25 protein-coding genes are annotated in these 26,468 nt (G+C 67.9%); 12 read left to right on the top strand and 13 right to left on the bottom strand.

All coding sequences use genetic code 11. The annotated features are described in order from the left end of the window. Positions 1–38: 38 nt before the first annotated feature. Both lysX and NVV99_RS11560 read right to left on the bottom strand, forming a co-directional pair. Positions 39–3,329: a bifunctional lysylphosphatidylglycerol synthetase/lysine--tRNA ligase LysX gene (gene lysX / locus NVV99_RS11565; RefSeq protein WP_024102597.1), complete on the bottom strand. Its 3,291-nt coding sequence runs from the start codon at positions 3,327–3,329 to the stop codon at positions 39–41. Between the two features lie 172 nt (positions 3,330–3,501). After that, positions 3,502–5,616, bottom strand: a complete 2,115-nt coding sequence (locus NVV99_RS11560; protein WP_024102598.1) for an MMPL family transporter — start codon at positions 5,614–5,616, stop codon at positions 3,502–3,504. Between the two features lie 13 nt (positions 5,617–5,629). On the opposite strand from NVV99_RS11560, the gene NVV99_RS11555 reads away from it, so the two are divergent. Beyond that, positions 5,630–5,848 carry a hypothetical protein gene (locus NVV99_RS11555; RefSeq protein ID WP_197539103.1) on the top strand — a complete coding sequence of 73 codons (219 nt, stop codon included), beginning with the start codon at positions 5,630–5,632 and terminating at the stop codon, positions 5,846–5,848. Positions 5,849–5,908: 60 nt separating this feature from the next. Beyond that, entirely contained in the window at positions 5,909–6,685 is a 777-nt protein-coding gene (locus tag NVV99_RS11550; RefSeq protein ID WP_024102600.1) for a putative protein N(5)-glutamine methyltransferase, read from the top strand. Between the two features lie 22 nt (positions 6,686–6,707). On the opposite strand, the gene NVV99_RS11545 is transcribed toward NVV99_RS11550, so the two are convergent. The 3 genes from NVV99_RS11545 to NVV99_RS11535 all read right to left on the bottom strand — a co-directional run bounded on the left by NVV99_RS11545 (position 6,708) and on the right by NVV99_RS11535 (position 8,792). Beyond that, positions 6,708–7,526 carry an anti-sigma factor gene (locus tag NVV99_RS11545; protein ID WP_024102601.1) on the bottom strand — a complete coding sequence of 273 codons (819 nt, stop codon included), beginning with the start codon at positions 7,524–7,526 and terminating at the stop codon, positions 6,708–6,710. Continuing rightward, positions 7,519–8,091 (bottom strand): sigma-70 family RNA polymerase sigma factor, encoded by a 573-nt coding sequence (locus tag NVV99_RS11540; RefSeq protein WP_024102602.1) that lies wholly within the window; start codon positions 8,089–8,091, stop codon positions 7,519–7,521. The genes NVV99_RS11545 and NVV99_RS11540 overlap by 8 nt, the downstream gene beginning before the upstream one ends. A 77-nt stretch (positions 8,092–8,168) precedes the next feature. After that, on the bottom strand, positions 8,169–8,792 hold the full coding sequence (locus NVV99_RS11535; protein ID WP_006553346.1) for a DUF1365 family protein: 624 nt from the start codon (positions 8,790–8,792) through the stop codon (positions 8,169–8,171). Positions 8,793–9,092: 300 nt separating this feature from the next. Between NVV99_RS11535 and NVV99_RS11530 the strand changes: the two genes are divergently transcribed. Beyond that, positions 9,093–9,764 carry a fasciclin domain-containing protein gene (locus NVV99_RS11530; RefSeq protein WP_024102604.1) on the top strand — a complete coding sequence of 224 codons (672 nt, stop codon included), beginning with the start codon at positions 9,093–9,095 and terminating at the stop codon, positions 9,762–9,764. 30 nt (positions 9,765–9,794) lie between these two features. Continuing rightward, complete coding sequence (locus NVV99_RS11525) at positions 9,795–10,385, top strand: lipocalin family protein (RefSeq protein WP_024102605.1); 591 nt, start codon at positions 9,795–9,797, stop codon at positions 10,383–10,385. A gap of 144 nt (positions 10,386–10,529) precedes the next feature. On the opposite strand, the gene NVV99_RS11520 is transcribed toward NVV99_RS11525, so the two are convergent. The 3 genes from NVV99_RS11520 to NVV99_RS11510 all read right to left on the bottom strand — a co-directional run bounded on the left by NVV99_RS11520 (position 10,530) and on the right by NVV99_RS11510 (position 15,018). Then, entirely contained in the window at positions 10,530–11,993 is a 1,464-nt protein-coding gene (locus NVV99_RS11520) for an SDR family oxidoreductase (protein ID WP_019290405.1), read from the bottom strand. Then, positions 11,990–13,354: a TIGR01777 family oxidoreductase gene (locus tag NVV99_RS11515; RefSeq protein WP_024102606.1), complete on the bottom strand. Its 1,365-nt coding sequence runs from the start codon at positions 13,352–13,354 to the stop codon at positions 11,990–11,992. The genes NVV99_RS11520 and NVV99_RS11515 overlap by 4 nt, the downstream gene beginning before the upstream one ends. A 308-nt stretch (positions 13,355–13,662) precedes the next feature. After that, complete coding sequence (locus tag NVV99_RS11510; RefSeq protein WP_024102607.1) at positions 13,663–15,018, bottom strand: deoxyribodipyrimidine photo-lyase; 1,356 nt, start codon at positions 15,016–15,018, stop codon at positions 13,663–13,665. A 28-nt stretch (positions 15,019–15,046) separates the two neighbouring features. On the opposite strand from NVV99_RS11510, the gene NVV99_RS11505 reads away from it, so the two are divergent. Further along, entirely contained in the window at positions 15,047–15,268 is a 222-nt protein-coding gene (locus tag NVV99_RS11505) for an RNA-binding S4 domain-containing protein (protein WP_024102608.1), read from the top strand. A 25-nt stretch (positions 15,269–15,293) separates the two neighbouring features. Here the strand turns inward: NVV99_RS11505 and rraA are convergent, their stop codons facing one another. Genes rraA through NVV99_RS11490 form a run of 3 tightly spaced genes read right to left on the bottom strand, consistent with a single transcriptional unit; the run spans position 15,294 to position 18,076 of the window. Then, a complete protein-coding gene (gene rraA, locus NVV99_RS11500) occupies positions 15,294–15,782 on the bottom strand; it encodes a ribonuclease E activity regulator RraA (protein ID WP_024102609.1) in 489 nt (162 codons plus the stop codon). A 47-nt stretch (positions 15,783–15,829) separates the two neighbouring features. Then, positions 15,830–16,213, bottom strand: a complete 384-nt coding sequence (locus NVV99_RS11495) for a DUF5313 family protein (protein ID WP_024102610.1) — start codon at positions 16,211–16,213, stop codon at positions 15,830–15,832. A gap of 18 nt (positions 16,214–16,231) precedes the next feature. Beyond that, a complete protein-coding gene (locus NVV99_RS11490; protein WP_024102611.1) occupies positions 16,232–18,076 on the bottom strand; it encodes a long-chain fatty acid--CoA ligase in 1,845 nt (614 codons plus the stop codon). A gap of 67 nt (positions 18,077–18,143) precedes the next feature. Between NVV99_RS11490 and NVV99_RS11485 the strand changes: the two genes are divergently transcribed. Both NVV99_RS11485 and NVV99_RS11480 read left to right on the top strand, forming a co-directional pair. Beyond that, positions 18,144–18,527, top strand: coding sequence for a helix-turn-helix transcriptional regulator (locus NVV99_RS11485; protein ID WP_024102612.1), 384 nt, complete (start codon positions 18,144–18,146; stop codon positions 18,525–18,527). Further along, on the top strand, positions 18,524–19,150 hold the full coding sequence (locus NVV99_RS11480) for an SRPBCC family protein (protein WP_024102613.1): 627 nt from the start codon (positions 18,524–18,526) through the stop codon (positions 19,148–19,150). Before NVV99_RS11485 ends, NVV99_RS11480 begins: the two co-directional genes overlap by 4 nt. Before the next feature lie 59 nt (positions 19,151–19,209). On the opposite strand, the gene NVV99_RS11475 is transcribed toward NVV99_RS11480, so the two are convergent. Beyond that, positions 19,210–19,347, bottom strand: a complete 138-nt coding sequence (locus NVV99_RS11475; RefSeq protein ID WP_019290400.1) for a hypothetical protein — start codon at positions 19,345–19,347, stop codon at positions 19,210–19,212. A gap of 13 nt (positions 19,348–19,360) precedes the next feature. On the opposite strand from NVV99_RS11475, the gene NVV99_RS11470 reads away from it, so the two are divergent. From NVV99_RS11470 to NVV99_RS11460, 3 genes are all read left to right on the top strand, one after another. Continuing rightward, the gene (locus NVV99_RS11470) at positions 19,361–19,660 is read left to right on the top strand and encodes a hypothetical protein (protein WP_041803509.1); all 300 of its coding nucleotides are present in this window, start codon (positions 19,361–19,363) and stop codon (positions 19,658–19,660) included. A gap of 159 nt (positions 19,661–19,819) precedes the next feature. Beyond that, positions 19,820–20,551 carry a GAF and ANTAR domain-containing protein gene (locus NVV99_RS11465; protein WP_024102615.1) on the top strand — a complete coding sequence of 244 codons (732 nt, stop codon included), beginning with the start codon at positions 19,820–19,822 and terminating at the stop codon, positions 20,549–20,551. 65 nt (positions 20,552–20,616) lie between these two features. Further along, positions 20,617–22,170: a succinic semialdehyde dehydrogenase gene (locus NVV99_RS11460; protein WP_024102616.1), complete on the top strand. Its 1,554-nt coding sequence runs from the start codon at positions 20,617–20,619 to the stop codon at positions 22,168–22,170. On the opposite strand, the gene NVV99_RS11455 is transcribed toward NVV99_RS11460, so the two are convergent. Continuing rightward, positions 22,139–22,282 carry a hypothetical protein gene (locus NVV99_RS11455; protein WP_024102617.1) on the bottom strand — a complete coding sequence of 48 codons (144 nt, stop codon included), beginning with the start codon at positions 22,280–22,282 and terminating at the stop codon, positions 22,139–22,141. The two genes, NVV99_RS11460 and NVV99_RS11455, sit on opposite strands and share 32 nt — an antisense overlap. A 314-nt stretch (positions 22,283–22,596) precedes the next feature. Between NVV99_RS11455 and NVV99_RS11450 the strand changes: the two genes are divergently transcribed. Beyond that, positions 22,597–23,916, top strand: coding sequence for an alpha/beta hydrolase family protein (locus NVV99_RS11450; RefSeq protein WP_033097879.1), 1,320 nt, complete (start codon positions 22,597–22,599; stop codon positions 23,914–23,916). Further along, entirely contained in the window at positions 23,883–26,423 is a 2,541-nt protein-coding gene (locus NVV99_RS11445; protein ID WP_242411669.1) for a bifunctional lysylphosphatidylglycerol flippase/synthetase MprF, read from the top strand. Before NVV99_RS11450 ends, NVV99_RS11445 begins: the two co-directional genes overlap by 34 nt. Positions 26,424–26,468 lie beyond the last annotated feature (45 nt).

Genomic DNA, 26,468 nt, shown 5'->3' with positions numbered 1-26,468 from the left:
ACGATGCCAGGTAGAGCGGTTTCACGTGAAACCACCCGTCAGGAGCGCCGCGGCTTCGTGAACGGGAACGCCAGCGACTCGCGGATGCTCCCTCCGAGTACGAGCATCACGATCCGGTCGACACCCATACCGAGGCCGCCGGTGGGAGGCATCGCGTATTCGAGTGCTTCGAGGAACTCCTCGTCGAGTTCCATCGCCTCCTCGTCACCGCCCGCGGCGAGCAGCGACTGCTCCGTGAGGCGAGCACGCTGGTCGAGCGGATCGGTGAGCTCGCTGTAGGCGGTCCCCAGCTCGACACCCCAGGCCACCAGGTCCCACTTCGCCGCGACACCCGGCTTGCGGGGGTGCGGCCGGGTCAACGGCGACACCGAGGTCGGGAAGTCGGTGTAGAAGGTGGGGAACTCCGTCTTCGATTCGACGAGGTGCTCGTACATCTCCTGCGCGGTGGCGCCGGCGTCCCAGGCCGGGTTGTAGGGGATCTCGTGTTCGTCGCACAGGCGTCGCAGGACGTCGACGGGGGTCTGCGCGTCGACGAACGTCCCGAGCGCCTCGGAGATCGCGTCGTGGAAGGTCTTGACGGGCCACTCGCCGGAGATGTCGATCTCGACCGGGATACCGTCGGGTCCGGGCCGCAGGATGATCTCGCGTCCGTGTGCAGCGCGGGCCGCTGCCTGGATCAACTCGCGTGCGACCACCCGCATCTTCTCGTAGTCGCTGTGCGCCTCGTATGCCTCGAGGATCGTGAACTCCGGGTTGTGCTTGAAATCCGCACCTTCGTTGCGGAACACCCGGCCGATCTCGAAGACCTTCGCCATGCCCGCGACGCACAACCGCTTCAGATACAGCTCGGGGGCGATCCGTAGGTACAGATCGGCGTCGTAGGCGTTGATGTGCGTGATGAACGGTGCGGCGTTCGCGCCGCCGTGCACCGACTGCAGGATGGGGGTCTCCACCTCGAGATAGCCGCGCGCCTGCAGTTCGTCGCGTAGCGACCGCACCACCGCGCTGCGTGCCGCGAGGTGGTCGCGTGCCCCGCGGTCGATCGCGAGATGCAGATAGCGTTGCCGCACGCGGGCTTCCGGGTCGACGAGGCCGTGGTACTTGTCGGGCAGCGGATGCAGGCACTTGCCGTCGATGCGCCACGAGTCGGCGAGCACCGAGATCTCGCCGGTGCGGCTGCGTCCCACCTCGCCCGACACCTCGACGAGGTCACCGAGGTCGAACAGGAAGCGTTGTCCGGCAACCCGTTGCCGGTCGATGAGGATCTGGATGTCGCCCGACCAGTCGCGCAGCACCGCGAACAGCACACCGCCGAAGTTGCGGATGCGCAGCAGGCGTCCCGCCACGGTCACCGGGGTGCCGGACTTCGCGGCCCGGGCCTCGGCGGCCGTGTGGGTCGGGGGATGCGCGACCGGATAGGGATCGACACCGTGCTCGACGATCCGCTGCAGGGTGTTCATCCGCACCTGGACCTGTTCGGGGCGGCGACGTCCGTGCGAGACGGCGGGCGTGCCGTCGGCAAGCTCGACGTCGGGTGCGCTGCCGTCGTCGTGCAGTTCTGCCGCGGCCACCTGGTCCTCGGGGAACGCCGAGTGTGTTCCCGTGTGCTGCTGGGTGTTCCGACGACCGAAGGTGGGGAGGGTGAGGAAGCCCTCGGCGATCGCCGACGCGAGCGCGACGCGCGGGATGAGCCGGTTGTCGCGGAAACACAGGAAGCGGGGCACCCATTCGGGGTGGTACTTGACGTTGGACCGGTACAACGCCTCGAGCTGCCACCACCGTGAGAAGAACAGCAGGATCGACCGCCACAACCGCAGGATCGGGCCGGCACCGATCCGCGCGCCCTCCTCGAAGACCGACCGGAAGACCGCGAAGTTCAACGAGATCCGCTCGACGTCGAATTCGGCACCGCGTGAGGCGAGCTCGGAGACCATGAGTTCGACGACGCCGTTGGGGGCCTGCGGGTCGCGGCGCATGAGGTCGAGTGACACGCCGTCCGATCCCCAGGGCACGAGCGAGAGCATCGCGACGACCTTGCCGTCCGCGACCGCTTCGACGAGCAGGCAGTCGCCGTCGAGCGGGTCGCCGAGCCGGCCGAGGGCCATCGAGAAACCGCGCTCGTTTTCGGTGTCGCGCCAGGCCTCGGCGCGCTGGATCGCCGCCGACAGCTCGATGGGTGACAGTTCGCGGTGACGCATGATCCGCGCGGTCACACCGTGTTTGCGGGCGCGGTTGACGGCCTGCCGCACCGGTCGCATGTCGCGTCCGGCGAGACTGAAGTCGCGGGTGAGCAGGACGGCCTCGTCGCCGAGCTGCAGCGCGTTCAGACCCGCACGGTGGTAGGCCGTCGCACCGTTCTCGCTCGCCCCCATCACCGCGGGTGTCCACCCATAGGCGCGGGCGAGGTCGAGCCATTCGTCGATGGCGTGCGGCCATGCTTCGGGGTTGCCGATCGGATCACCGCTCGCGAGGCACACGCCGAGTTCGACGCGGTAGGTCACCGCGGCCTTGCCGCTGGGGGCGAACACCACGGCCTTGTCGCGGCGGGTCGCGAAGTAGCCGAGCGAATCGTCGCTCTGGGCGAGCAGACCGCGGATGGCCGATTCGTCACTGCCGGTGAGCGCGTTGCTCGCTCGCTGTGAACGGAACAGCACCACGACCGCCGCGAGCACGGCGAGGGCGCCGAGGAGGCCGAGGATCGTGTTGACCAGCCCGTTCGGGCGGCCACCGAACTGGTCGTTGTCGATGAACGTCAGCGCGGTGACGCGGTTGAGCGCCCACAGGAACCGGTCGGTAGCGGGCAGGGTGCCGGGGAACAGTTCCACCAGGCCCCAGCCGATGAGCGTCGCGACGACCAGACCACCTACGAGCACACCGAGTGCGGCCCAGGCGTTTCCGCGCCGCACGCGCGTGTAGAACTCGGGATAGGACAGCAGCAGGAGCGCGACGATCAGCAGGTGGACGACCAACGCGACGAGGTGGTTCGGGTCGCGCTCGACGATGCTCATCACGAGATTGGTGATGGAGAATCCGCCGAGGTAGATCGTCAGGATCCACCACGCGATGCGTTTTCGGCCGGCGATCGCACCGGCGAGCAGGCCGAGGACGAGCGCGAACGACAGGCTCGTGTCGGGGGCGTCGAAGTAGTACTCGTCGAGATATTCGCGCGGGGCGTGGATCCAGTAACGCAGGGTCGGGGAGATCGACCACAATGCGACCACGACCGCGTAGATGCCCAGGATCAGGCCGAAGATGTGCGGTACGGCGGACAGACGTCCACCGACACGGTCGGTCAGCGACGGCCGGGAGGGCGGTCGGGCGTCCTCCACCGGACGCGGGCGCTCGACAGGAGCGGCGGAATCCGCAGACATGGAATAGAACGGTAACGGGCAAACGCGGCAGCCGTGGGACGAACGGCCGCGGGACCGGGTCACATGCCCGGTCCCGCGGCCGTTCTCATCCGCTCATGCGCCTGTCAGTAGCACTGCGCGCTCAGCGCGCTCATGAGCGCGGCGCTCCCGCGGTCGCGACGTCCTCGGTGGCGTCCGGCTCGGACGGTTCGGCCCGCGCCGGCTTGCTCGGCCACCAGATCTTCTTGCCGATGTCGATCGTCAGGGCCGGCACCACCAGCGACCGCACGAGCAGCGCGTCGAGCAGGACACCGAAGGCGACGATGAACGCCAGCTGAGCCAGGAACAGCAGTGGGATCACCGCCAGCGCCGAGAACGTGGCCGCGAGCACCACGCCGGCGGACGTGATGACACCACCGGTGACGGTCAGCGCCCGCAGGGTGCCCGCACGGGTACCGACCTTCTTCGTCTCCTCGCGGACGCGGGTCATGAGGAAGATGTTGTAGTCGATACCCAGCGCCACGAGGAAGACGAACCCGAACAGAGGCACCACCGGGTCGGCGCCCGGGAAACCGAACAGGTGGTTGAACACGAGCGACGAGATACCGAGGGTCGCCGCGAACGAGACGATCACGGTGAGCATCAGCAGGATCGGTGCGACGACCGCCCGCAGCAACGCGATGAGCACCAGCAGCACCACGAGCGTCACAACCGGGATGATGACGGTGCGGTCGCGGGTCGCGGTGTCCTTCGTGTCGAGGTCGACGGCCGTGGGTCCGCCGACGAGTGCCTCGGCCCCGGGCACGGCGTGCACCGCCTTGCGGATGCGTTCGACGGTCTCCTCGGCGGCGAGGGAGTCGGCGGGATCCGAGAGCGTCGCCTGCACCGCGACCAGTCCGTCGACCACGCGCGGCGCGCCGTCGGGGCCGGGGACGGGCTGGACGGTCGTCACGCCCTCGACGCCCTCGGTGGCGCCGACGACACCCTCGAGCGCGCCTTCGCGGGCGACGACGATGCTGGGCGAACCGGTGCCGGCGTCGAAGTGCTCACCGAGCACCTCCTGGCCGGACTTCGAATCGGTTTGCAGGAGGAACAGATCCGAGGACGCGACACCGCTCGCCTTGAACTGCGGTGCCAGCAGGGCGAAGGCGACGAGCACGAGGCTGCACACGATCCAGATGGGACGCGGCTTCGACCCGACGAAGTCGGCCACCCGGCCCCACACCTTGTGGGACTTCTGCATGTCGTCGGCGTCGGCGTTCGGGTCGTAGACCGGGCGGGTGGGCCAGAACGCGACGCGACCGAGCAGCACGAGCACTGCGGGCAGGAAGGTGAGCGACGCGAGGAACGACGTCGCGATGCCGATGGCGGCCACCGGGCCGAGACCGCGGTTGGAGTTCAGGTCCGACAGCAGTAGGCACAGCACACCGAGGATGACGGTGCCGGCCGACGCCGCGATCGGCTCGATCGAGCCGCGGAGCGCGCTGCGCATCGCGGCGTACTTGTCCTGCTGCAGTCGCAGTTCCTCGCGGTACCGGGAGACCAGCAGCAGCGCGTAGTCGGTGGCGGCGCCGAACACGAGGATGAACATGATGCCCTGGCTCTGGCCGTTGAGCGCGATCGCTCCGGCGTCGGCGAGCACATAGATCAGCAGGCTCGCGAGGGCGAGTGCGAACAGCGCCGAGATGATGACGACGAACGGCAGGATCGGGCTGCGGTAGACCACCACGAGGATGACGAGGACGACACCGCCCGCGACGAGCAGGAGCAGTCCGTCGATGCCGCCGAAGGCCGACGACAGGTCGGCGGCCTGCCCGGCGGGGCCGGTGACGTAGACGGTCAGGCCGTCCGGTGCGCCTTCGAGGGTCGTCCGGAGTTCCTCGACGGCCTCCTGGACCTCCCCGGAGGCGTCGAGCGGCACGATCATCTGCGCCGCTGCGCCGTCCTCGGACGGGATCGGCGGCGGTCCGGCCGATTCGGTGGCGAGGAAGGCGAGGTCCTCGTCGGTGATCCCACCGTCGCGTTCGGCGACGACGATCGCGGGGATGAACTCGCTCTCGTCGAACTGCGCGTACAGCTCGTCCGCGCGGGTGGATTCGGCCGATGCCGGGAGGAAGGTGCTCGCGTCGTTGGAGGCGACCTCGCTGAGCTTGCCTGCGAACGGGCCGCCGCCACCGGCGGCCACGAGCCACGCGATGAGCAACAGGGCGGGTAGCAGCCACCGCCATCGGCCGGTTCTACGTGGGGGCGCGGTAGCAGTGCTCAAGATTCCTCCTGGCGTGAACGGATATGTCGACCCACCCGGGGGCGTGGACGCCTACCGGCGTGTGATCGAACTCGAGCGCGACGACGCGACCGGTGGCGACTCTCCGGTCGCGGTCTCGGACCCGGCGACCCTGCGCAGGCTCCTGCTCGAGATCGTTCGTTCCCACAGCGCTCCTCGTGACAGCCCGCGGAATACCCATGATCGGGAGATTCCACCCCTTCCCGGGGTGTGAGCCGGCCCCCGCCCCGGGAAACGGAGAGATTCGCCGGATGAGCGCGCGGTAGGGTTCCGCATGGTCTCCGCCCACCGGACCCACGCCGACGTTGTCTCCGCACTGCGAGCGGCCGGGTGCGTGTTTGCAGAGGAGGAGGCGCAGCTGCTCGTCGAAGCCGCTCCCACACCCTCGGATCTGGAGCGGCTCATCGCGCGGCGGGCCGGCGGAGAACCCCTCGAACACGTACTGGGACAGGTCTTCTTCCACGGCAGGCGCATCGCGGTGCGAGAGGGGGTGTTCGTCTCCCGTCGCCGCACCGAGTACCTGGTGGACTGCGCGATCGAACTCGCGCGGCCCGGCGCCGTGATCGTCGACATGTGCTGCGGGTGCGGTGCCGTCGGTGCCACGCTCGCCACCGCCGTCGAGGCCTGCGAGGTCTACGCGGCCGACATCGATCCCGTCGCCACCGCGTGTGCCCGCCTGAACCTGCCGCCCCACCGGGTGTTCGTCGGCGATCTGTTCGACGCCCTGCCGGGCACGCTGCGCGGTCGCGTCGACGTGCTCGTCGCCAACGCGCCCTACGTGCCGTCGGGGGCGATCGCGTCGATGCCGCGGGAGGCGCGCTGCAGCGAGCCGCGACATGCACTGGACGGCGGACCCGACGGACTGGACGTCCACCGTCGGCTCGTCGCCGACGCGGGTCGGTGGCTCACCGACGGTGGGTCGCTGCTCGTCGAGTCGGCCGCGTCGCAGGCACCCGTCGTGCGCGACCTCATGACCCGGGCCGGACTCGACGCCGACACGCGGGGTTTCGAGGAGGCCGACGCGACCGTCGTCATCGGCATCCGCCGATGACGTGCTCGCTGCCGCGAACATGTCAGTCGAGCGGCAGCTGAGCGAAGATCGCGGTCGGCTGGGTCGACCCGCCCGTCGGTTCCACGCTGAAGGCGAGCGCGGTGGCACCCGAGATGTCCTCGAGCACCGCGGTCGTCGACGGCGCGACGTCGTCGGGGGTCATCGTGCCTGCGGGCTCCATTCCCTCGGGCCCGACCAGCCACATCTGGTAGACGCTGCCCTCGGCCGGCGGGGCGACGTTGTTCATCACCAGCACGCCGGCGTCCTCCTCCTTGGAGAACACCACGGTCGCGGTGCCGCCACCGTCGAGCTCGCCCGACGAGGTCCGTACGTCCTCGGCGGCGAAGACCCGCTCGCTCGTGCCCGGCTCGGACGTGTTCTGCCATTGACCGGCCACCACGACGCCGCCGATCGCGACGATCACGGCCGCTGCCGCGGCGAGCAGGAAGTTCCGCCGTCGGGCCTGGCGGCGCTCGTCGAGGGAGACGGGCGGGGGACGGTGATCGTCCTCCGCCCGAGGTGCCTCGGTCGCCTCCGGGTCACCGGGTCGTTCCGTGTGCGTCTTCTCGGCGGGCGTCTTCGCGGTGAGTTCGGCGTGGACCAGATCGAGCAGTCGCACCCGGAGTTCGGGCGGCGGCTCGGTCGCGGTACCGGCCGACATCGCTGCGAGGGTCTCGCGGACCTCGCGGACCTCGACGCCGAACCGTTCGGCCACCTCCGGGTCTGCTTCCGCGAGTCGCTCGGTAAGCTCTCGACGTTCGTCGGGCGTGACGGCATCCAATGCGAAGACGGGTGCCATGTCGAGCAGATCGCGCGAGGAATCGTTCGCCTCGTCAGCCATCCACAGTCACCCCCAGACAATTCTTCAGTCGTTTCAGGCCGTCCCGGATGCGCGACTTGACCGTCGGTAACGGGGACGAAAGTTCTTCTGCCACTTCGGTATACGTAAAGCCTCTGTAGTAGGCGAGCTCGACCGAGCGTCGCTGCAGTTCGGTGAGCGAACCCAGACACTCGTTCACCCGGCGGCGATCGTCGCGCTGCGCTACCTCCTCGCTCACCGAGTCGAAGGCCGCGTCGACGTTCGTCGAACCGTACTGCGACTCGCGGTCGGCTCCGGACTGTTCGCTGCGGACCCGGTCGACGGCACGCCGATGGGCGAGCGTGATGATCCACGACAGAGCGGAACCCTGACGCGGGTCGTACTTGTCGGCCGACCTCCATACCTGGAGGTAGACCTCCTGGGTGGTCTCCTCGCTGTAACCGGGATCCCGCAGGACCCGCAGCACCATGCCGAAGACTCGGGAACGCGTCGCGTCGTACAGTTCGGCGAACGCCGTAGGGTCTTGCCGGGCCACCCGCCCGAGCAGTTCGCCGAGGGTATCGGTATGGCCTCCGACGCCGGTCATCGGCTCAGTCCGCTCATCGAGGGAAAGCCTAGCCTGGACATTCCCTCCACTCAAGGCAACCGTGTCGACCACGAGCGTCACCCCATCCACATCCGAGCACGTAGAACAGTCGTGAGATCGGCCGGCAGCCGTTCGCCGCTGACGGTCGCGGTGAACACCGGGACGCCGGGTCGCCGCAGGGCGACCGAGACCGCGAACGTGTCGCCGGCCCGGGTGATGATGTCGATCTCGTCCGAGCGCAGCGTGTAACAGTGCCGTCCGTTCCGGCGCGAATGGATCTCCGCGACCACGCAGGCCAGGGAACCGCTCGGATCGTGACACCAGAACAGGTTCAGCGGATCCGATCCGAGACCGAGGCGCCGGATGTTCAGCAGCGCAGTGATGCGCCCGACCGGAACCCGCACCCCGTCGGCCACGAGCTGATCCTCGACCCGCCCGCGGAAGGTGTCCGAATCGCTCGCGACGAAGTGGTCCCACGGCTCGAACCGCATCAGCGTGCGCAACCACCAGGACGAAGGCATCGACTCGTCGACATCCATGACCCAGCTGAAGCCGCGGTACTCGAGCGAGGGGCGCTCGGCCGAGCCCTGCGCGTGGCGGACGAAGGTCCGGTAGATCGCCGGCACGACCGCCTCCCGGCCACCCGGGAACTCGACGTCGTCGCCGATCATCGCGACTGCGCGGGGAAGGTCAGGATGCATGGTCGTCTCCGGGGCACGGGGTCGGTTTCCCCGACAGTGTGCACGTGAGGAAATCGGCTGTGGTGCCGACCGGACGCCCACCGGGCAACACGAATACGTGAGCCGGTCGGAGATCCTCGACGTCGTCCATGACGTGCATTCGGAGCCGACCGCAATACGGATGGGTCGAACACCGGATACCGATCCGAGAAAAAATCTCTCGATCCGACCCATCCGGGCCGACCCGAGGTTCGAATGACCGGTGACACACCTGATCGACGTGGCCGTTTCCGGCCACGGCCTACGAAGGGAACCACAGTCATGAACATCACTGCGCGCAAGAGCCTGGCCGTCGTCGGAATCGGTGCGATGTCCCTGCTGGGTGTTGCGGCGTGTTCGGATGATTCGGGCACGGACACCACCGACACCACCACGATGGAGCCCACCCAGGAGACAATGCAGGAAACCACTACGGCTGCAACCGGTACCGCAGCCCCCGCTGCCGGCCCCGTCGGACCGGGCTGCGCCGATTATGTCGCCGCGAACCCTACCGGCCCGTCGTCCGTCGAGGAACTCGCGAACCAGCCTGTCGCCGAGGCCGCCGGAAACGTGCCGATCCTGACCACTCTCACGCAGGCCCTGTCCGGCCAGCTCAACCCCGACGTCAACCTGGTCGAGACGCTCAACGATGGCGAGTTCACCGTCTTCGCGCCGGTCGACGACGCGTTCGCCGCCCTGCCGCCGGAGACCGTCCAGACGCTGCAGACGGATTCGGCTCTACTGACCGACATCCTCACCTACCACGTGGTTCCCGGTGAGCTGACCCCGGCCGATATCGCCGGCACGCAGACCACCGTCCAGGGCGGCACCGTCGAGGTCGCCGGCGAGGGTGAGATGTGGACCGTCAACGACGCCAACGTGATCTGCGGTGGCATCGAGACCGAGAACGCCACCGTGTACCTGATCGACGGCGTTCTCATGCCCCAGCAGTAACCGATACCGGACGACGGAAAGGTAGAAGGCATGCGTAGATCCCGACACGGCGTTCGGGGGCTTGCGGCGGCGTTCATCGCCGCCGCAGGCGCGCTCCTGTTCGCCACGCCCGCCGCCGCAGCGCCGCTCACTCCGGTTCCCGAGCTCGACGTGAACCGGTATGTGGGGCAGTGGTATCAGCTCGCCGCCAATCCGGCTCCCTACAACATCGACTGCGCTCGCGACACGACGGCGTTCTACACGCTGCTCGACGAACGCAACGTGCGCGTGGAGAACTCGTGCACCACGTTCACCGGTGATCGTCGCGGGATCATCGGGAACGCCCGCGTGAACGACACTGCCGCACTGCATGTGTCTTTTCCGGGGGTACCCTTCCAGGATTCGCTCGACGGACCGAGCAACTACATCGTCACGTACCTCGCGGACGATTACTCGTGGGCAGTCGTCGGTGACCCGACGCGCATCTCCGGATTCGTGCTGTCGCGTTCGCCCGTCGTCAGCGACGACGCGTGGCGCGAGATCCGGAACGTCGTCGAGGCGAGCGGGTACAACTCGTGCCTGATGCTCACCTCGCCCACCACCGAGGGACTGCAGGACATCAAACCGCTCTGCGCCGTGTAACTCTCGGTCGATCGTGGTGGTGTGCGGATCCCGAGGAAGATCCGCACACCACCCAGATCCGTCGTCCCGAGAACATCCCCTCGCGAATTCGCCATCCGCTACGGCAATTGCCGCAGCGGATGGCGAACAACGTAGCGGATCGCTCTAGCGGCCGGCGGTGCCCGCGATGTTCTCGAGCATGCCGCGGAAGATGATGCCGTGGAAGGGAACCAGCGCGTACCAGTAGAGACGACCGGCGACTCCGCGCGGGAAGAAGATCGCCCGCTGGTGCACGCGCGACCGGCCCGACTCCAGCGGTTCGACCCGCCACTCGAGCCACGCTCCGCCGGGTGCCCGCATCTCCGCGCGCAGGCGCAGCAGCGTCGGACGTTCGATCCGTTCGACGCGCCAGAAGTCCAGGGCGTCACCGGTATGCAGGGTTTTCGGGTCGCGGCGACCGCGGTGGAGTCCGACGCCGCCGACGAACCGGTCGAGCCAGCCGCGGATGGTCCACGCCAACGGGAAGGAATACCAACCGTTCTCGCCGCCGATGCTCTCGACGACGGCGAACACCTTCTCCTGGGACGAATCCGACTCGAGTGACCGCTCGTCGGTGAAGACGACCTCGCCGGCCCAGTCCGGGTCGGACGGAAGCGGATCGGCGGGTGCACCGACCGGTGATGCGTTCGTCCACGTCGTCTCGACCTCTCCCCGTTCGATACGGCCGAGGGCGAGCCGGACCGCGTCGCGGTAGCCGGTGAGGCCGGATTCCGGTGGGGGGATGATCGAGTCGACGTCATGGTTGCGCATTACCGCGTCGGTCGACAGCGATTCGAGGAGCGCGCGACCGAGAGGCGGAGGAATCGGCGTGACCAGACCGATCCACAAACCGGCGAGCTTCGGTGTGAGGACGGGCAGGACGAGGATCCGGCGTTTCGTCAGACCGGCGACCTCCGAGTACTGCTGCATCATCTCGCCGTACCGCAGGACGTCGGGCCCACCGATGTCGTAGGTGCCACTGCGGGGGAGGGGTGCATCTGCGGCAGCGAGCAGATAGTGCAGGACGTCGCGCACCGCGATGGGCTGGATCCGGTTGTTCACCCAGCGTGGGGTCGTCATGACGGGGAGCCGGTTGCTCAGATGCCGGATCATCTCGAACGACGCCGAACCCGAACCGATCACGACGCCGGCCTGCAGCACGAGCGTCGGAACACCGGAATCCGTCAGGATACGTCCGACCTGGGCCCGTGAATACAGGTGCGGTGAGAGATCACCCGACTCCGGGTGCAGCCCACCGAGGTACACGATGCGGGAGACGCCGTGGTCGCGTGCCGCGTCGGCGACGTTCTGCGCCGCTCGCTTCTCCGCGTCGACGAACTCGTCGCGACCACCCATCGAATGCACCAGGTAGTACACGACGTCGATGTCGCGGCATGCCGCGCGCAGCGATTCGGCGTCGTCGAGGTCGCCACGGACGATCTCGACGTCGTCGGCCCACGGCACGTCGCGCAATTTGTCGGGGCTGCGCGCGAGCACCCGTACCCGGTAACCCGCCTCGAGCAGGCGCGGAGCGAGCCGGCCACCGATGTAGCCGGTCGCTCCGGTGACCAGGACACGTTTTCCGCTCACGGTTCCTCCAGGATGTGGCCGAGTTGGTGGCGCAGCGACGCTTCGAGATCGGGACGCCGGAACCGGTGCCCGGCGTCGATCAGCGCCTTCGGGACGACGAACTGATCGGCCTGGGCGACCTCGCGTGCACCCTCGTCGCCGAGCAGCAACCGGGGGCCGAAACCGGGGACGGGCAGCAGTGCGGGACGGTGCAGCACCGACGCCAGTACCCGGGTGTACTCCTCGTTGCGCACCGGCTGCGGTGCAACGGCGTTCACCGGTCCGGTCAGGCCGGGGTCGGTGAGGGCACGGTGGTAGACATCGAGGAGGTCGTCGATGTCGATCCAGGAGAACCACTGCCGGCCGTCGCCGATCCGGCCACCGAGACCGCTCGCGAACAGCGGCCGCATCAACTGGAGCGTTCCGCCGCGGGGTGTCTGTACGATGCCGGTGCGCACGTGCACGACCCGCATGCCCTTCTTCTCCGCGGGATGTGCCGCGGCCTCCCAATCGGAGACGACGTCGGCGAGGAAACCCGTTCCACGTGATGCGTTCTCGTCGAGCGGTGTGTCTCCTCGGTCGTAACCGTAGAGGCCGATCGCGGACGCGGAGACGAAGGTCGCGGGACCGTTGGGTGTGGTCGCGGCGAGTTCGGCGAGTCGGCGTGTCGGTTCGATGCGGCTGTCGCGGATCGCGGCCTTGTGGGAGTCGGTGAACCGTCCCGCGATCGACGCGCCCGCGAGGTGAACGACGGCGTCGACGCCTTCGAGTAGGTCGGGCGCCGGATCCTGAGGGTCCCAGCATCGTTCGTCGGTGCGCTGCGGTTTCCGGCGCACCAGGCGGACTACCTGGTAGCCACCCGTGGACAGGAAGGCCGTCAGGGCAGTACCCACGAGTCCGCTCGATCCGGTCACCGCGACCGTCCCGGGTCGGATGCCCTGCGCGTGCGACCAGCGGTGGCTCGCGAGATCGTCGGCGAGCTGGCGGTGCCGGTAACGGAAGGTCTGGGTGAGGAAACAGCCCGGTACCGGCGTGTCGACGCGATCGGTGACGCGGGTGCGGAATTCGTCGACGACGTCGAAGCGGTGTTCGTGGCGCCACGAGCCGATGACGGTGGCGGGGCGCGACAATAGGCCGTCGTGGGAGAGTTCGTCCACGAAACGTGCTGGCGGGTCGTAATCCTCGGGTCTGTGCCGGGAGATCCAGCGCAGACCGCCGGGGAGACCGAGGACGGCCGTACCGGATTCGAGGGAGTCGGCCTCGGCGACGACGTTCATCGGCTGCCAGGGCGGGATCAGGCGGAGGATGGCGCCGGGCCGGGAGTGCCAGTCGAACACCTCGTCACGCGGTGCGTCGACGACGCTCGAGAATTCGATGCCCATGCCCTGCCTCCTGTTTGCAGTGATGCTCACCCGGTGGTGACGGCGCCGGGGCGCCCGGTGGTGACGGCACCGGGGCGCCCGGTGGTGACGGCGCCGGGGCGGACTCCTGCACCGTATCCACTCAAGCAGGAAGGACGCTGATCAGAAAGGTGTATGCGTCGACGAGCGGGTTGTGGATGGCCATGAAAGCTGCCTCGACGAGAGCGCGCACTGCGATGTCCTTTCGTTGGGTGTACGGCGAACAGGTTGTCCGTCCAGAAGTTGTTCGGAGCACCGCCACGACCGGATGGGTCGTTTCGCCGTCTTCTTCATCGGGGTGAGCGAATCCGCTCGTATCTGTCCAGAGCGACGCGGCGTTCGTGTGCGTGATCGACGACCGGTTCCGGGTATCCGTCCGGAGGGCCGTCGGGCAGGCTGTGCACACGAGCGCCGTCGATGCTCCGCAGTTCGGGTACCCATCTGCGTACGTATTCACCCGTCGGATCGAACTTCTCGCCCTGCCGGGTCGGATTGAACACCCGGAAGTAGGGAGCGGCGTCGGTGCCGCTGCCCGCCGTCCACTGCCAATTGTGTTGGTTGGAGGCCAGATCGCCGTCCACCAGATGCTTCATGAAATGTCGCGCCCCACGCCACCACGGCAGGTGCAGGTCCTTCGTCAGGAACGACGCGACGATCATCCGCACCCGGTTGTGCATGACGCCCTCTGCGAGGAGCTGTCGCATCCCGGCGTCCACGATCGGGAATCCCGTGCGGCCCTCGCACCACGCGGCGAACAGGGCGTCGGCGTCGGGTCCGGAATCGTAGGTGATGGCGTCGAAGTCGCTGTTGTAGTTGGTCCGGGCGGTCTCGGGCCGCTGGAACAGGACGTCGGCGTAGAAGTCGCGCCACGCCAGTTCGCTGCGGAAGGTGACGGCCCCCTCGTCCGACCGGTTCCTCATGTCGTGCAGCAGGGTCCGCGGATGGATGCAGCCGAACTTCAGATAGGGCGACAGGCCGCTCGTGCCGTCGTAGGCCGGCCGGTCACGGTCGGTGGCGTACCGCTCGAGACCGTCGTCGAGGAATTCGCGCCATCGCTCCAGTGCGGCCGCCTCTCCGATGGGAGGTGTGGGTTCGTCGCCGGCTTCGGGAATCGGCACGCGTGTGGAGCAGCCGCTCGGGTCGACCCAGTCGGCGGTGTCCGGTCCGGTTGCCGCGGGTGTGTGCCATCCGTGGTCGTTCCAGGCGCGGCGGAAGGCCGAGAACACCTTGTATGCAGTGCCGTCGGGTTTCGTTATGCGGCCCGGCGTGACGGCATACGGCGAGCCGGTGGCCACCAGCGGGACGTCGCCGAGCGCTTCGGCGACCGCTCGGTCGCGTCGCGTGCCGTAGGGACCGTGGTCGGAACTGATGTGGACCGCGGCCGCATCGAACTCGGCGGCGACTTGCGGCACCAGCATCATCGGGTCTCCCTGGACGACGAGCAGGCGCCCGTCGAGATCCCGGTCGAGGGCTTGCAGGCATCCCATGAGGAAGTCGCGCCGGCGGGCACCGGACGGGCGGAGCAGTGCGTCGTCGAGGACGAACAGGGCGAGGACGTCGTCGGCGGCCTCGGTGGCCGAGAGCAGGGTGGGCAGATCGTTCAGTCGGAGATCACGACGGAACCAGATGATGCTGGGGCGGGCCATGGATCCAGTGTCGGGGACAATGGGTGCCATGTCCGACGCATTCGATGTACCGATCCGTGACGAGTCGATCCGGCTCGGTCAGTTCCTCAAGCTCGCAAGCCTCATCGAGTCGGGTGCGGAGGCCAAGGAAGTGATTGCCGACGGCCTGGTGTCGGTCAACGGTGAGGTGGAGGTGCGTCGCGGCCGTCAGCTGAAGGTGGGCGACGTGGTGGAGATCGCCGGGGCGGGCGCGCGGGTCGCGCACGAATAGCGGGTCGACCCGCGCGCTCGGCTGATCAGTTCTCGACGCGGACGACGACGCCGTCGGAGTCGCTGTAGACGATCTCGCCCGGGTTGAACGTCACGCCGCCGATCTCGACGGGCACGTTCTTCTCGCCGGAGCCGGTCTGCGTGCTCTTGCGCGGGTTGGTGCCGAGGGCCTTGATGCCGATGTCGAGTGTGCGCAGGATGGCGGAGTCGCGGACCGCGCCGTTGACGATGACCCCGGCCCAGCCGTTGTCGACACCGCGACCGGCGATGATGTCACCGACGAGCGCGGTGTGGATGCTGCCACCGCCGTCGACGACGAGCACGCCGCCGTTGCCCGGCTCGGAGAGGGTCTGCTTGACGAGCAGGTTGTCCTGGTAGCAGCGGATGGTGGTGATGGGGCCGACGAACTCGGTGCGGCCGCCGAACTGGATGAACTGCGTGTCGCAGCTGCGGATGTCCGGGCCGATCTCGTCGGCGAGGTCTGCTGTGGCTGTGAAGGCAGGGGTGTCACTCATGGTGCGAGGATAAGCGGACACGCTGCCCCGCACCGTGGGAGGTCCGGTCAGGACGCGCGACCGAAACGGCGTTCGTAGTCCTCTCGTTCGCGGGCGGCGCGGGCGCGTGCCTTCGCGCTGAGCAGTTCCGGATCGAGACCGTGCTGCTGGAGGCGGTGCCGCTGCCAGATGGGCCTCAACGCCACCGAGAAGTAGACCCATGGCAGCAGCAGCAACAGCATCATCGCGATCGGGATCCACACCGGCCCCGGGATCAGCAGGAACAGCAGGAGCAGCGGGATGATCGGCAGGTTCCATCGCAGCAGGTAGCGGCGCGTTCCGCCGGGGCCCAGGACGTCGTCGCGTACCCACTCCCGCATCTCGGGCGGTAGCGCGCGACCGAACATGTAGCCGATCCGCTGCAGAAAATTCGGTCGTGCACTACTCATCATGAGACCCAGGATAGGCCGTCACCCTTCGTAGAGGCCTGCCAGCCTGTCGGCGAAGTTGTCGACGACGACCTTCCTGCGCAGCTTCATGCTCGGCGTCAGATCACCCGATTCGACCGACAGTTCACGCTCGATGATCGTGAACTTCTTGATCTGCTCCCACCGGTTGAGCTGCAGGTTCAGCTCGTCGATGTATCCGGAGATCAGATCGTGGGTCTTGTCGTGCCGTGCGATGTCCTCGAACGATCCGCTCACACCGTTCTTGTTCGCCCACTCGCCGACGGATTCCGGATCGAGCGCCACCAGCGCCACGCAGTAGGGCTTGCCCTCGCCGTAGACGACGATCTCCGACGCGTACGGGCACATGCCTTTGAAGGTCGCTGCCAGCGACGACGGGGCGACGTACTTGCCCTGCGACGTCTTGAACATGTCCTTCTTGCGGTCAGTGATGCGCAGGTAGCCCTCGTCGTCGAGGCTGCCGATGTCGCCGGTGTGGAACCATCCGTCGTCGGAGAGCGACTCGGCGGTCGCGTCGGGCCGGTTGTGGTAGCCGGTCATCACACCGGGGCCGCGGACGAGCACCTCGCCGTCCTCCGCGATGCGGACCTCCGTGCCCGGGACGGGCCAGCCGACCGTGCCGATGCGGTTGGCGTAGGGACGGTTGACGAACGTCGCGGCAGAGGTCTCGGTGAGTCCGTAACCCTCGAGGACGGGGATGCCGACGGCGTCGAACCATTCGCCGACCTCGGGGTTGAGCGCCGCCGAACCGGAGATGAAGAACCGCAGGTGACCGCCGAAGCGTTCGCGGATGGTGGAGAAGACCAGCTTGTCGGCGAGGCCGTGCTGCAGTTTGTCCAGCAGTCCGGGCGACCTGCCGGCCTGCTTCGCCTTCGACACCTTCCGGCCCACGCCTACGGCCCAGTCGAAGATCTTCTTCTTGGCGCCGCCTTCCTCCTCCATCATTCCCTCGACGCGCGCGTGGGCCTTCTCGAAGATGCGCGGGGCCGCACCCATGAAGGTCGGGCGGACCACCGCGAGGTTCTCGACGATCTTGTCGACACGTCCGTCCACCGCGGTGGGGAAGCCGATCTGCAGAGGGAGGGTGAGCAGCACCTTGCCGAAGACATGCGACAGCGGCAGCCACAGATACTGCAGGTCGTCGGAACTGAGCATGTGCAGCGCGTCGATGGCGGCGGCCTCGTAGGTCCACGCCGAGTGCGGCAGGCGCACGCCCTTCGGCTTGCCGGTGGTACCCGAGGTGTAGATGAGGGTGGCCAGGTGCTCGGCCCTGATGCTGTGGATGCGGTTGAGCACCGCTCCGGAATCCTCGGCGAGCAGGCCGCGGCCCAGGTCGGCGAGCTCGTCGAAATTGATGACCCAATCACCGTCGCCGGTGCCCTCGACGACCACGACCTTCGCCACCTCGGGCAGATCGCTGCGGTGGCTCACGAGCTTCTCGACCTGCCCGGCGTCCTCGGCGATGACGATCCGGCTGCCGGAGTCGGCGACGATGAACGCGACGTCGTCGGCGTGGGTGGTGGGGTAGACGGTGGTGGTCGCGGCGCCCGCGCACATGACGGCGAGGTCGCCGATCACCCATTCGTAGCGGGTGGACGACGCGAGGGCCACGCGGTCCTCGGCCTCGATACCCAGGGAGATCAAGCCGGCCGCGAGCAGTCGTACCCGATCCCCGGTCTGTTCCCAGGTGACCGACGTCCAGCCGTCCTTCCCGTCGGGGTAGCGGAAGGCCTCGGCGTCGGGTGTGGCGGCCACTCGATCGAGCAACAGGCGGGCGACCGAGGGGGCCCGTTCGTCGATGACCGCTCGGTCGACCTTTTCCTCGGAGACGCGCGTCGTTGTCGTCATATGTCGCAGTCTAGGTAGCGGAACCGTCCTTCTGGTGAATATAAGTAGGAACTTATATAGTTGGTCCATGCACGGGTTCGAGGTCCTCGCAGATCCGGTTCGCCGCCGCATTCTCGAACTGCTCGCGGGCGGTCCGCAGGTGGCCGGTGAAATCGTCGCGGCGATCGGCCGGGAGTTCTCGATCTCCCAGCCGGCGGTCTCGCAACATCTCAAGATCCTGCGCGACCAGCGGTTCGCCGCCGTCCACAAAGACGGCACCCGCCGCTACTACGAACTCGATCCCGAGGTCCTCGTCGAACTCGAGGACTGGCTCGCGGGTCTGCATACGCCGGTATTCGCGGCGCTGGACGCCCTGGAGACCGAGATCGCGCGCGGCAAGCGTAAGCGGCGGAGCCGCGACGCCGTCCCGCCCGCGCTCCCTGCTTCCGACGAGAGAAGGAAATCCTCATGAAGAACGTGATCAAGAGCAACGAGACGAGTCGCCGCACGGTCGGTCGTCGCACCGTCGAGGACCACGAGGCCAAGGTCGTCACGATCTCGCGCAGCTACCGCACGAGCGCCGAGGACCTGTGGGAGGCGTGCACCGACCCGCAGCGCATCCCCCGCTGGTTCCTGCCCGTCGAGGGCGACCTCGAGGTCGGTGGCCGGTACCAGCTCCAGGGCAACGCCGGCGGTGAGGTCCTCACCTGCGAACCGCCCCGGACGTTCACGGCCACCTGGGAATTCGCTGGTCGCATGAGCTGGATCGAGGTGTCGGTCCTGCCCGAACCGGGAGACCGGGCGCGCCTGGAACTGACGCACATCGCCCACCCCGACGAGCACTGGGAGCAGTACGGTCCGGGCGCAGTCGGTATCGGCTGGGACCAGGCGCTTCTCGGACTCGGACTGCACATCGAATCGGGAGAAACGGTGGATCCGAAGGAATTCGAGACCTGGTCGATGTCCGAGGAAGGTCTGCAGTTCGTCCGCGACAGCAGCGAAGGCTGGTGCGAGGCCGACATCGCCGCGGGCGAGGACCCCGAACAGGCACGCGCAGCCGCCGAGCGGACGAGTGCGTTCTACACGGGCGAATAGAACGGGCTCACGCTGCGTCTCCGACGCACGGGGTCAGGCCGGGGCTCCGGCGCACGGGGTCAGGCCGGGGCTCCGACGCCGATCACGTCGAGGTCGTGGCCGATGACGAGGCGCCCGTCGAATCCGGCGCCGCATCCTTCCCAGGTGGAATCGGGCCGATTGCCCGGGACCATGTGCGAGAGCACCAGGGTTCCCACGCCGGCTTCCTGGGTGATCGGGCCGATCCTCGATGAGGGTGGCGTGCCGGATCTGCTCGGCGTCCATGACGGCGGGGACGTCCTCGGCCTGCTGTTCGATCGTGGGCACGTGGTCGACGGGATCGGAGAGCCCGAAACCGCGGCGCTGGAAACAGACGGCGCGCGAACAGGTGGCGAGGCGTTCGAAGAGCGAGTGCATGTACGGATCGGTCCACAACAGGTCCAGATGCATCTGGACCTCGAAGAACCACACGACGTCGGTGGGGCCGGTTCCGGCCACCCCGTAGGCCGGATTGTGACCATCGCGGGGTAGATACCGGGTCACCGGCGGATCCATCAGTCCAGACTATCGGGGTAGAAATGGAAGAAGTCGTGTTCCGATGAGGAGGACGGCGGTGTAGAGCTCGCTGAATCGGGCAATACGGTCGGCGGATCCGCGGGGTTGCGAACTCGGTGGAGAAGGGATGAACCCATGACACGTGCGTCGGAAGCGGGCGATCTCGGGCGGCGTATGGCCCAGCTCGCTCGCGGCTTCTACCATCCGGCCGATCTCGACGAGACCCTGCGCGGCGTGACCGCGGCCGCGGTCGAACTGGTGGAGGGGGCCGACTGCGCCGACGTCCTCATCGTGACCGGAGGGAAGCATTTCCGCTCTCTCGCCGCGACGTCGGAACTCGCCGAGCATCTCGACGACGTCCAGGAACAGTTCGGGGAAGGTCCGTGCCTCGATGCGAGCTTCAAATATCTCGTGGTGCGCTCCGAAGACCTGCGGACGGAGACCCGCTGGCCGCGTTTCGCGAAGGCCGCGGTGGACGCGGGTGTACTCAGTACCTTGTCGTTCCAGCTGTATCTCGATCAGGAGAGCATGGGAGCGCTGAACATGTTCTCTGCGAAAGCCGAGGCGTTCGGTCCTCCGGCGGAGGCGACCGCCGAGGTCCTGGCCGCTCATGCCGCGATGGCGATGAGCGCGGCCCGCAGTCGGGGACAGTTCGCGTCCGCCCTGGCGACCCGCGACATCATCGGGCAGGCCAAGGGCATGATCATGGAGCGTTTCGGTATCGATGCCGTTGCGGCCTTCGAACTGTTGCGCCGGCTCTCGCAGGACAGCAACGTCCCCCTCGCGGAGGTCGCTCAGGGGATCGTCGAAGCAGGTCCCGAGCGACGCGACGATCGGGAGACGGGCCTCGACGCCACGCCTGTGTGACAGCACACACGCACCCGGGTAGGTTTAGTGAAACTGCAAGTACTACTCACCGGTAGGGGTGCAACATGCCAGCTCCGAGCGCTGCGACCTTCCAGCGTCTTGCCGACCTCATCGCGATCCCCGACGCCGCCGAGCGGACCACCCGCCCCGTCGTCGAGGCGTTCACCGGCCGGGAGCTGGCCACCGTGCCGGTCGGCACGGCCGATGACGCGAAGGCCGCGATCGACCGGGCCCGCATCGCGCAGGTCGCGTGGGCGAAGCTGCCCGTCGAGAAGCGCGCCGCGATCATGCACCGCTACCGCGAGCTCGTGCTGTCCCGACGCGAGCAGCTCATGGACATGGCGCAGGCCGAGACCGGCAAGTCCCGTGTCTCCGCGCAGGAAGAGGTGCTCGACATCTCGATGACCGCGCGGTTCTACGCGCGCGTCGCACCGAAGCTCCTGCGCCCCCGCAAGGCCACGGGCATGCTGCCGGTCCTGACGAAGACCACCGTCCTGCACCATCCCAAGGGCGTCGTCGGCGTGATCGCGCCGTGGAACTACCCGATGACGCTGGCCGTCTCCGACGCGATCCCCGCCCTGCTCGCCGGCAACAGCGTGGTGCTCAAGCCCGACAGCCAGACGCCCTACTGCGCGCTCGCCGTCGTCGAACTCCTCTACGAGGCCGGGGTCCCCCGCGACGTCTTCGCCGTGGTCACCGGTCCCGGCACCGTGGTGGGCACCGCGATCGTCGAGAGCACCGACTACCTGATGTTCACGGGTTCGTCGGAGACGGGACGTCTGCTCGCCGAGCAGGCCGGCCGGCGCCTGATCGGGTTCTCCGCCGAACTCGGCGGCAAGAACCCCATGATCGTCACCTCCGGGGTGAACCTGCGCGAGGTCACCGACGCCGCCGTGCGGGCATGCTTCTCGAACTCCGGGCAGCTGTGCATCTCGATCGAGCGGATCTACGTCGAGAAGTCGATCGCCCCCGAGTTCATCCGGATGTTCGGGGCACGGGTGCGCGAGATGTCGCTCGGTCCCGACTACGACTTCGGTACCGAGATGGGCTGCCTCATCAGCGAGAGCCAGGTCAAGACGGTGACCCGGCACATCGAGGACGCCGTCGCCAAGGGCGCGACCGTCGTCGCCGGCGGGAAGACGCGGCCCGACCTCGGACCGCTGTTCTTCGAACCCACCGTGCTCACCGACGTGCCCGAGGACGCCGAGTGCTACCGGAACGAGACGTTCGGCCCGGTGGTGTCGATCTATCCGGTGGAGAATGTCGAAGAAGCGATCCGCGAGGCCAACGACACCGAGTACGGGCTCAACGCATCGGTGTGGGGCGCGACGAAGGCGCAGGGCGAGGCCATCGCCGCGCGGGTGCGTGCCGGCACGGTGAACGTCGACGAGGGATACGCCCCGGCATGGGGCAGCACCGATGCACCGATGGGCGGTATGGGCATCTCCGGCATGGGACGCCGCCACGGCGCGGAGGGCCTGTACAAGTACACCGAGGCGCAGACGATCGCGACGACGCGCCTGCTCAATCTCGACGGCCCGCGCGGACTTCCGCGGCGGGTGTGGGCGAAGGTGCTCGCCCCCTTCGTCAAGTCGATGCAGTGGCTGCCGGGTCGCTAGGAGCCGGATCGCTCTTCCACGCGATGGTGGTCGCGAGGGGTTTCTCGACGACGAGGCACAGCAGGACCCCGGCGACCACCACGAGCGGCGCAATGTACAGGTAGATCGGCACGAGCGCGTCGTTGTACGCCTCGAGAACCGGAATTCTGCACGATCAGCACGAGAAGCTGCATGGACGTGCCGAATCCGATGCCGAGCACGGCGAACCAGCAGCCCAGCACCCAGATCGGGGTGTCCGCGCCGAGGGTCGACAGGAGCACCAGCCGATCGCGGGTTCGGCGACGCGTCGTTCCACCGCGACGAACAGCACCGCACCGGCCGCCGTAGCGGCGATCAGCGCGTGCGTGTAGAAACCTCCGCTTGTTCTGCGATGGTCTCGACGGTGATGTCGGACAGGTGGGTGTAAGGCCGCGCATACTGATCGCCATGTCCTCGACCAGGATGGTGAACGGAGTGCTGGGAATACCGCTCACCACCCCCACGGCGACCGCGGTGTTCGCGATCCTCACGGTCATCGGTCTGATCGTGTTGCTCCTCCGCCGCTACCGGGTGTGGTTCGCACACGGAGTACCCCTCGCAGTAACCGCCGCCCTCGGCTCGACGGTGGTAGCCGCGCTCCTGATCGAGAAGGTGTGGAAACCGTTCCCGGATCGTCTGCCGTGGGCGGTGTACGGGTGGGCGGCAACGGCACTGCTCGCCGTCTCCCTACTGATCGGACGATGGTTCGTGCGACGTCGCGACCGGGCCCGACCACTCGTCGCGACGGCACTCGTGGTGTCTGCGGTACTCGTCGTGATCTCCGCCGCGGGCCGGATCGACGCGGTCTACGACGCCTATCCCACCGTTCGGACTGTTCTCGGAATCAGCGACTACCGGACCGTCCCCTTCGACGACCCCTCCCTCCGGGCATCGCAGACCGTGCCGGTGGAGGACTGGTCGGCGTCGGACGATCTGCCTGCGACCGGTGCGGTCACCTCTGTGACAATTCCCGGAACAGTCTCCGGATTCCGGGCGCGGGAAGCCCGCGTCTACCTTCCGCCGGCCTACTTCTCGGATCCACGACCGGAACTGCCGGTGCTGGTACTGCTCGCCGGACAGCCCGGCAGTCCGGAGGACTGGCTCGTGGGCGGACATCTCCCGTCCACCATGGACGCCTATGCCGCGCAGCATCACGGCCTGGCGCCGGTCGTCGTGCTCGCGGACGGCACCGGAGGTCAGTTCGACAACCCGTTGTGCGCCGACTCGCATCTCGGCAACGTGGCGACCTATCTGGCCGTCGACGTTCCGGCGTGGGTACGGGACGACCTGCAGGTCGACGACGACCCACGGGCACGGGCCGTGGGCGGACTCTCGTACGGCGGAACGTGCGCACTGCAACTCGCGACCACCCGGCCAGATGTCTACCCGACCTTTCTGGACATGTCGGGACAGGCCGAGCCGACCATCGGTGACCGGGCGTCGACGATCCGGGACGTGTTCGGTGGTGATGCGGAAGCATTCGCGCGCAACAATCCTGCCGACCTGCTCGCACGCAATCGGTATCCCGATTCCGCCGGTGCTTTCGTGGTGGGACTCGACGATTCCGAATACCGTGCCGGGGTGGAACAACTCGCTTCGTTGGCTCGGAGCGCGGGGATGGACGTCCACCTCACCGAACTGCCGGGCACACACAGCTTCGCCCTGTGGTCCGCAGGGCTCGAGAAGGAGTTGCCATGGCTCGCACAACGGCTCGGGCTCGGCAACTGATGCGCCGCACAGGGGCGGGGGTGCTGATGTCCCGCACCGGGACGGTGGTGCTCCGGGCGCCCGTCTCGTGCGGACTGCTCGTGCTGACCTGGTTCCTGGCGGTCGTCACCGGTTCTGTGAGGAACGGGCCGTCGCACGCAACGGCATCCGAGATGTCGCTCGGGATCCCGAATATCACCGACGGCCACCTGTGGACACTGTGGACTTCAGGGTTGTTCGCCTCCGGTCCCGGTGAGTATGTGCTCGGAAGCATTGCGATCCTCGCCGTCGCGGTGCCGGTCGAACGTCGCATCGGCAGTCGCAGGTTCACGCTCGCCGCGCTCGTCTCACAGGGCCTGGGCGCGGCACTCGCATTGCTCGTTGCTCAGGTCGCCTCCCTGGTGCCGAACCTGTGGGGCAGGGAGCTGCACACCCACCTCACCGAGGACCCGCTGGCGTGGGTGCTCGGCGTCCTGCTCGCCTCCACCACCGCGATGGGCACCCTGTGGCGTCGCCGCATCCGGACACTCCTGCTGGTTTTCCTGGTGACCGCAGCCTTGTTCGCCGGACACCTGCAGGACGTGAACAGGGTGACCGTCGCGCTGGCCGGGTTGCTCGCCGGCCCGCTCCTGTTCGGACGCGGTGTGCGCCGTCCTGTGCTCGGCGGCACCATCCGGGAGCGCCGCACGCTCGTCGCGCTCGTGGTCGCAGCGAGCGTGCTCGGCCCGATCTTCGCGGCGCTCTCCCCACACTCGATCGGACCGCTGTCCGCGCTACGCGAGCTGTTCGAGCAGGTTCCCTACACCCCGCGAGAACTCGTCGAGGTGTGTGCCGATCCCGCGCTGCACGACGAGTGCCGGAAAGGGCAACAGGCCCTTCGGCTCTCCGGTGCAGGTCCGCTCGTCGCGAATCTCATGCCGTCGGTACTGCTGCTGATCGGTGCCGAAGGACTGCGTCGAGGGCGGCGGGCAGCATGGTTCCTCTCGGTCGGAGGACACATCGTGCTGATCGTCGTGGCCGCCGCGAGCACGATCGTCCGCGTGACCGAACAGGACGAGACCCGCTCCCTGTTGTACGGAATCCACCGGCACAGCTCCGTATCCATGGAACTCGCGCCACTCCTCGCGCTGGTCTCCGTGCTCGCCCTGTTACTGCTGACCCGCACCCTGTTCGATGTCCGTGCACCGCAGGGAACCTATCGCCGGGTATGGGCCGGAACCGCAGCCGCCGCAGGCATCGCGCTCATGACGTACGTGGTGGTGGGCACGCTGGTGGCGGACGGGTTCGATCGTGATCCCGGCATCGGCACCTTGCTCCGCGACGCGCCGCGCCGGCTCCTTCCACCGGTCTACCTCCAGCTCTTCGAGCCTCCCGTGATGCCCCTCGACACCGCCGCCACCCTGTTGTTCGAGTGGATCGGCGTGATCGTCTGGGTCGCCTTCTGCGTGCTCCTGTGGCGCAGCTTCCTCGTGCCCCCTGCCGGGGTCGACCTCGGCGACGAGCAGCGGGTGCGAGAACTCCTGCACGACCCGGGCGGCGGATCGATGTCGTGGATGACCACCTGGGCGGGGAATCGGTACTGGTTCGGCACCGACGGCAGGCACGCCGTGGCGTATCGGGTCCACTCGGGTGTCGCCCTGACGGCGACGGATCCGATCGGTGAGCGCGCCTCGATGACCGAGACGATCGACGAGTTCGCGGCGTACTGCCTCGGCAACGGATGGACACCGTGCCTGTACTCGGTGGGCGAGGAGACGGCGACGATCGCCCGGGACCACGGTTGGACCTGTTTGCAGGTGGGTGAGGAGACCGTCGTCGATCTCGCGGACCTCGCCTTCAAGGGCAAGAAGTTCCAGGACGTCCGCACCGCCCTCAACCGTGCTGCCAAGGACGGGATCGAAGCGCGATGGACGACCTTCGCCGCCGCGCCGCTGTCGGTGACCGAGCAGATCGTCGACATCTCCGAGGAATGGGTGGCCGACAAGGGACTGCCAGAGATGGGGTTCACGCTCGGAGGAGTCGCCGAACTGCGCGATCCCGAAGTCCGGTTGCTGCTCGCGGTCGACGCGAACGACCACGTCCATGCGATCACGTCGTGGATGCCGGTCCACCGGGACGGGAAGGTGGTCGGGCTGACGCTGGACTTCATGCGGCGACGTTCGGACGGCTTCCGGCCGGCCATGGAATTCCTCATCGCGTCCGCGGCACGGTCCGCCGCCGACGAGGGCCTCGAATTCCTGAGCTTGTCGGGGGCGCCCCTCGCGAGTATGGACGGTGGGTCCGGACTCGACCGAGGAGCCCTCGACGCCCTGCTCGATCTGCTCGGCCGCACGCTCGAACCGGTATACGGATTCCGCTCGCTGCTGGCGTTCAAGGCGAAGTTCCAGCCCCGTTACCGCCCGCTGTACATGGTGTTCCCGGACCCGGCGGCGCTGCCGACCATCGGGATCGCGGTCGGTCGTGCCTATCTTCCCCACATGTCCCTGGAGGAAGGCGGACGCCTGGTCACGCACCTGCTGCGCCGATGACGGTTGCTCACGCACCCGTTGCGCCGATGACGGTTGCTCACGCAC

The organism is Rhodococcus sp. PAE-6, assembly GCF_025290685.1.
Lineage (GTDB): Bacteria > Actinomycetota > Actinomycetes > Mycobacteriales > Mycobacteriaceae > Rhodococcus > Rhodococcus pyridinivorans.
Note: the sequence above shows the minus strand (reverse complement) of the source record. Positions and strands in the feature narration are given on the sequence as shown.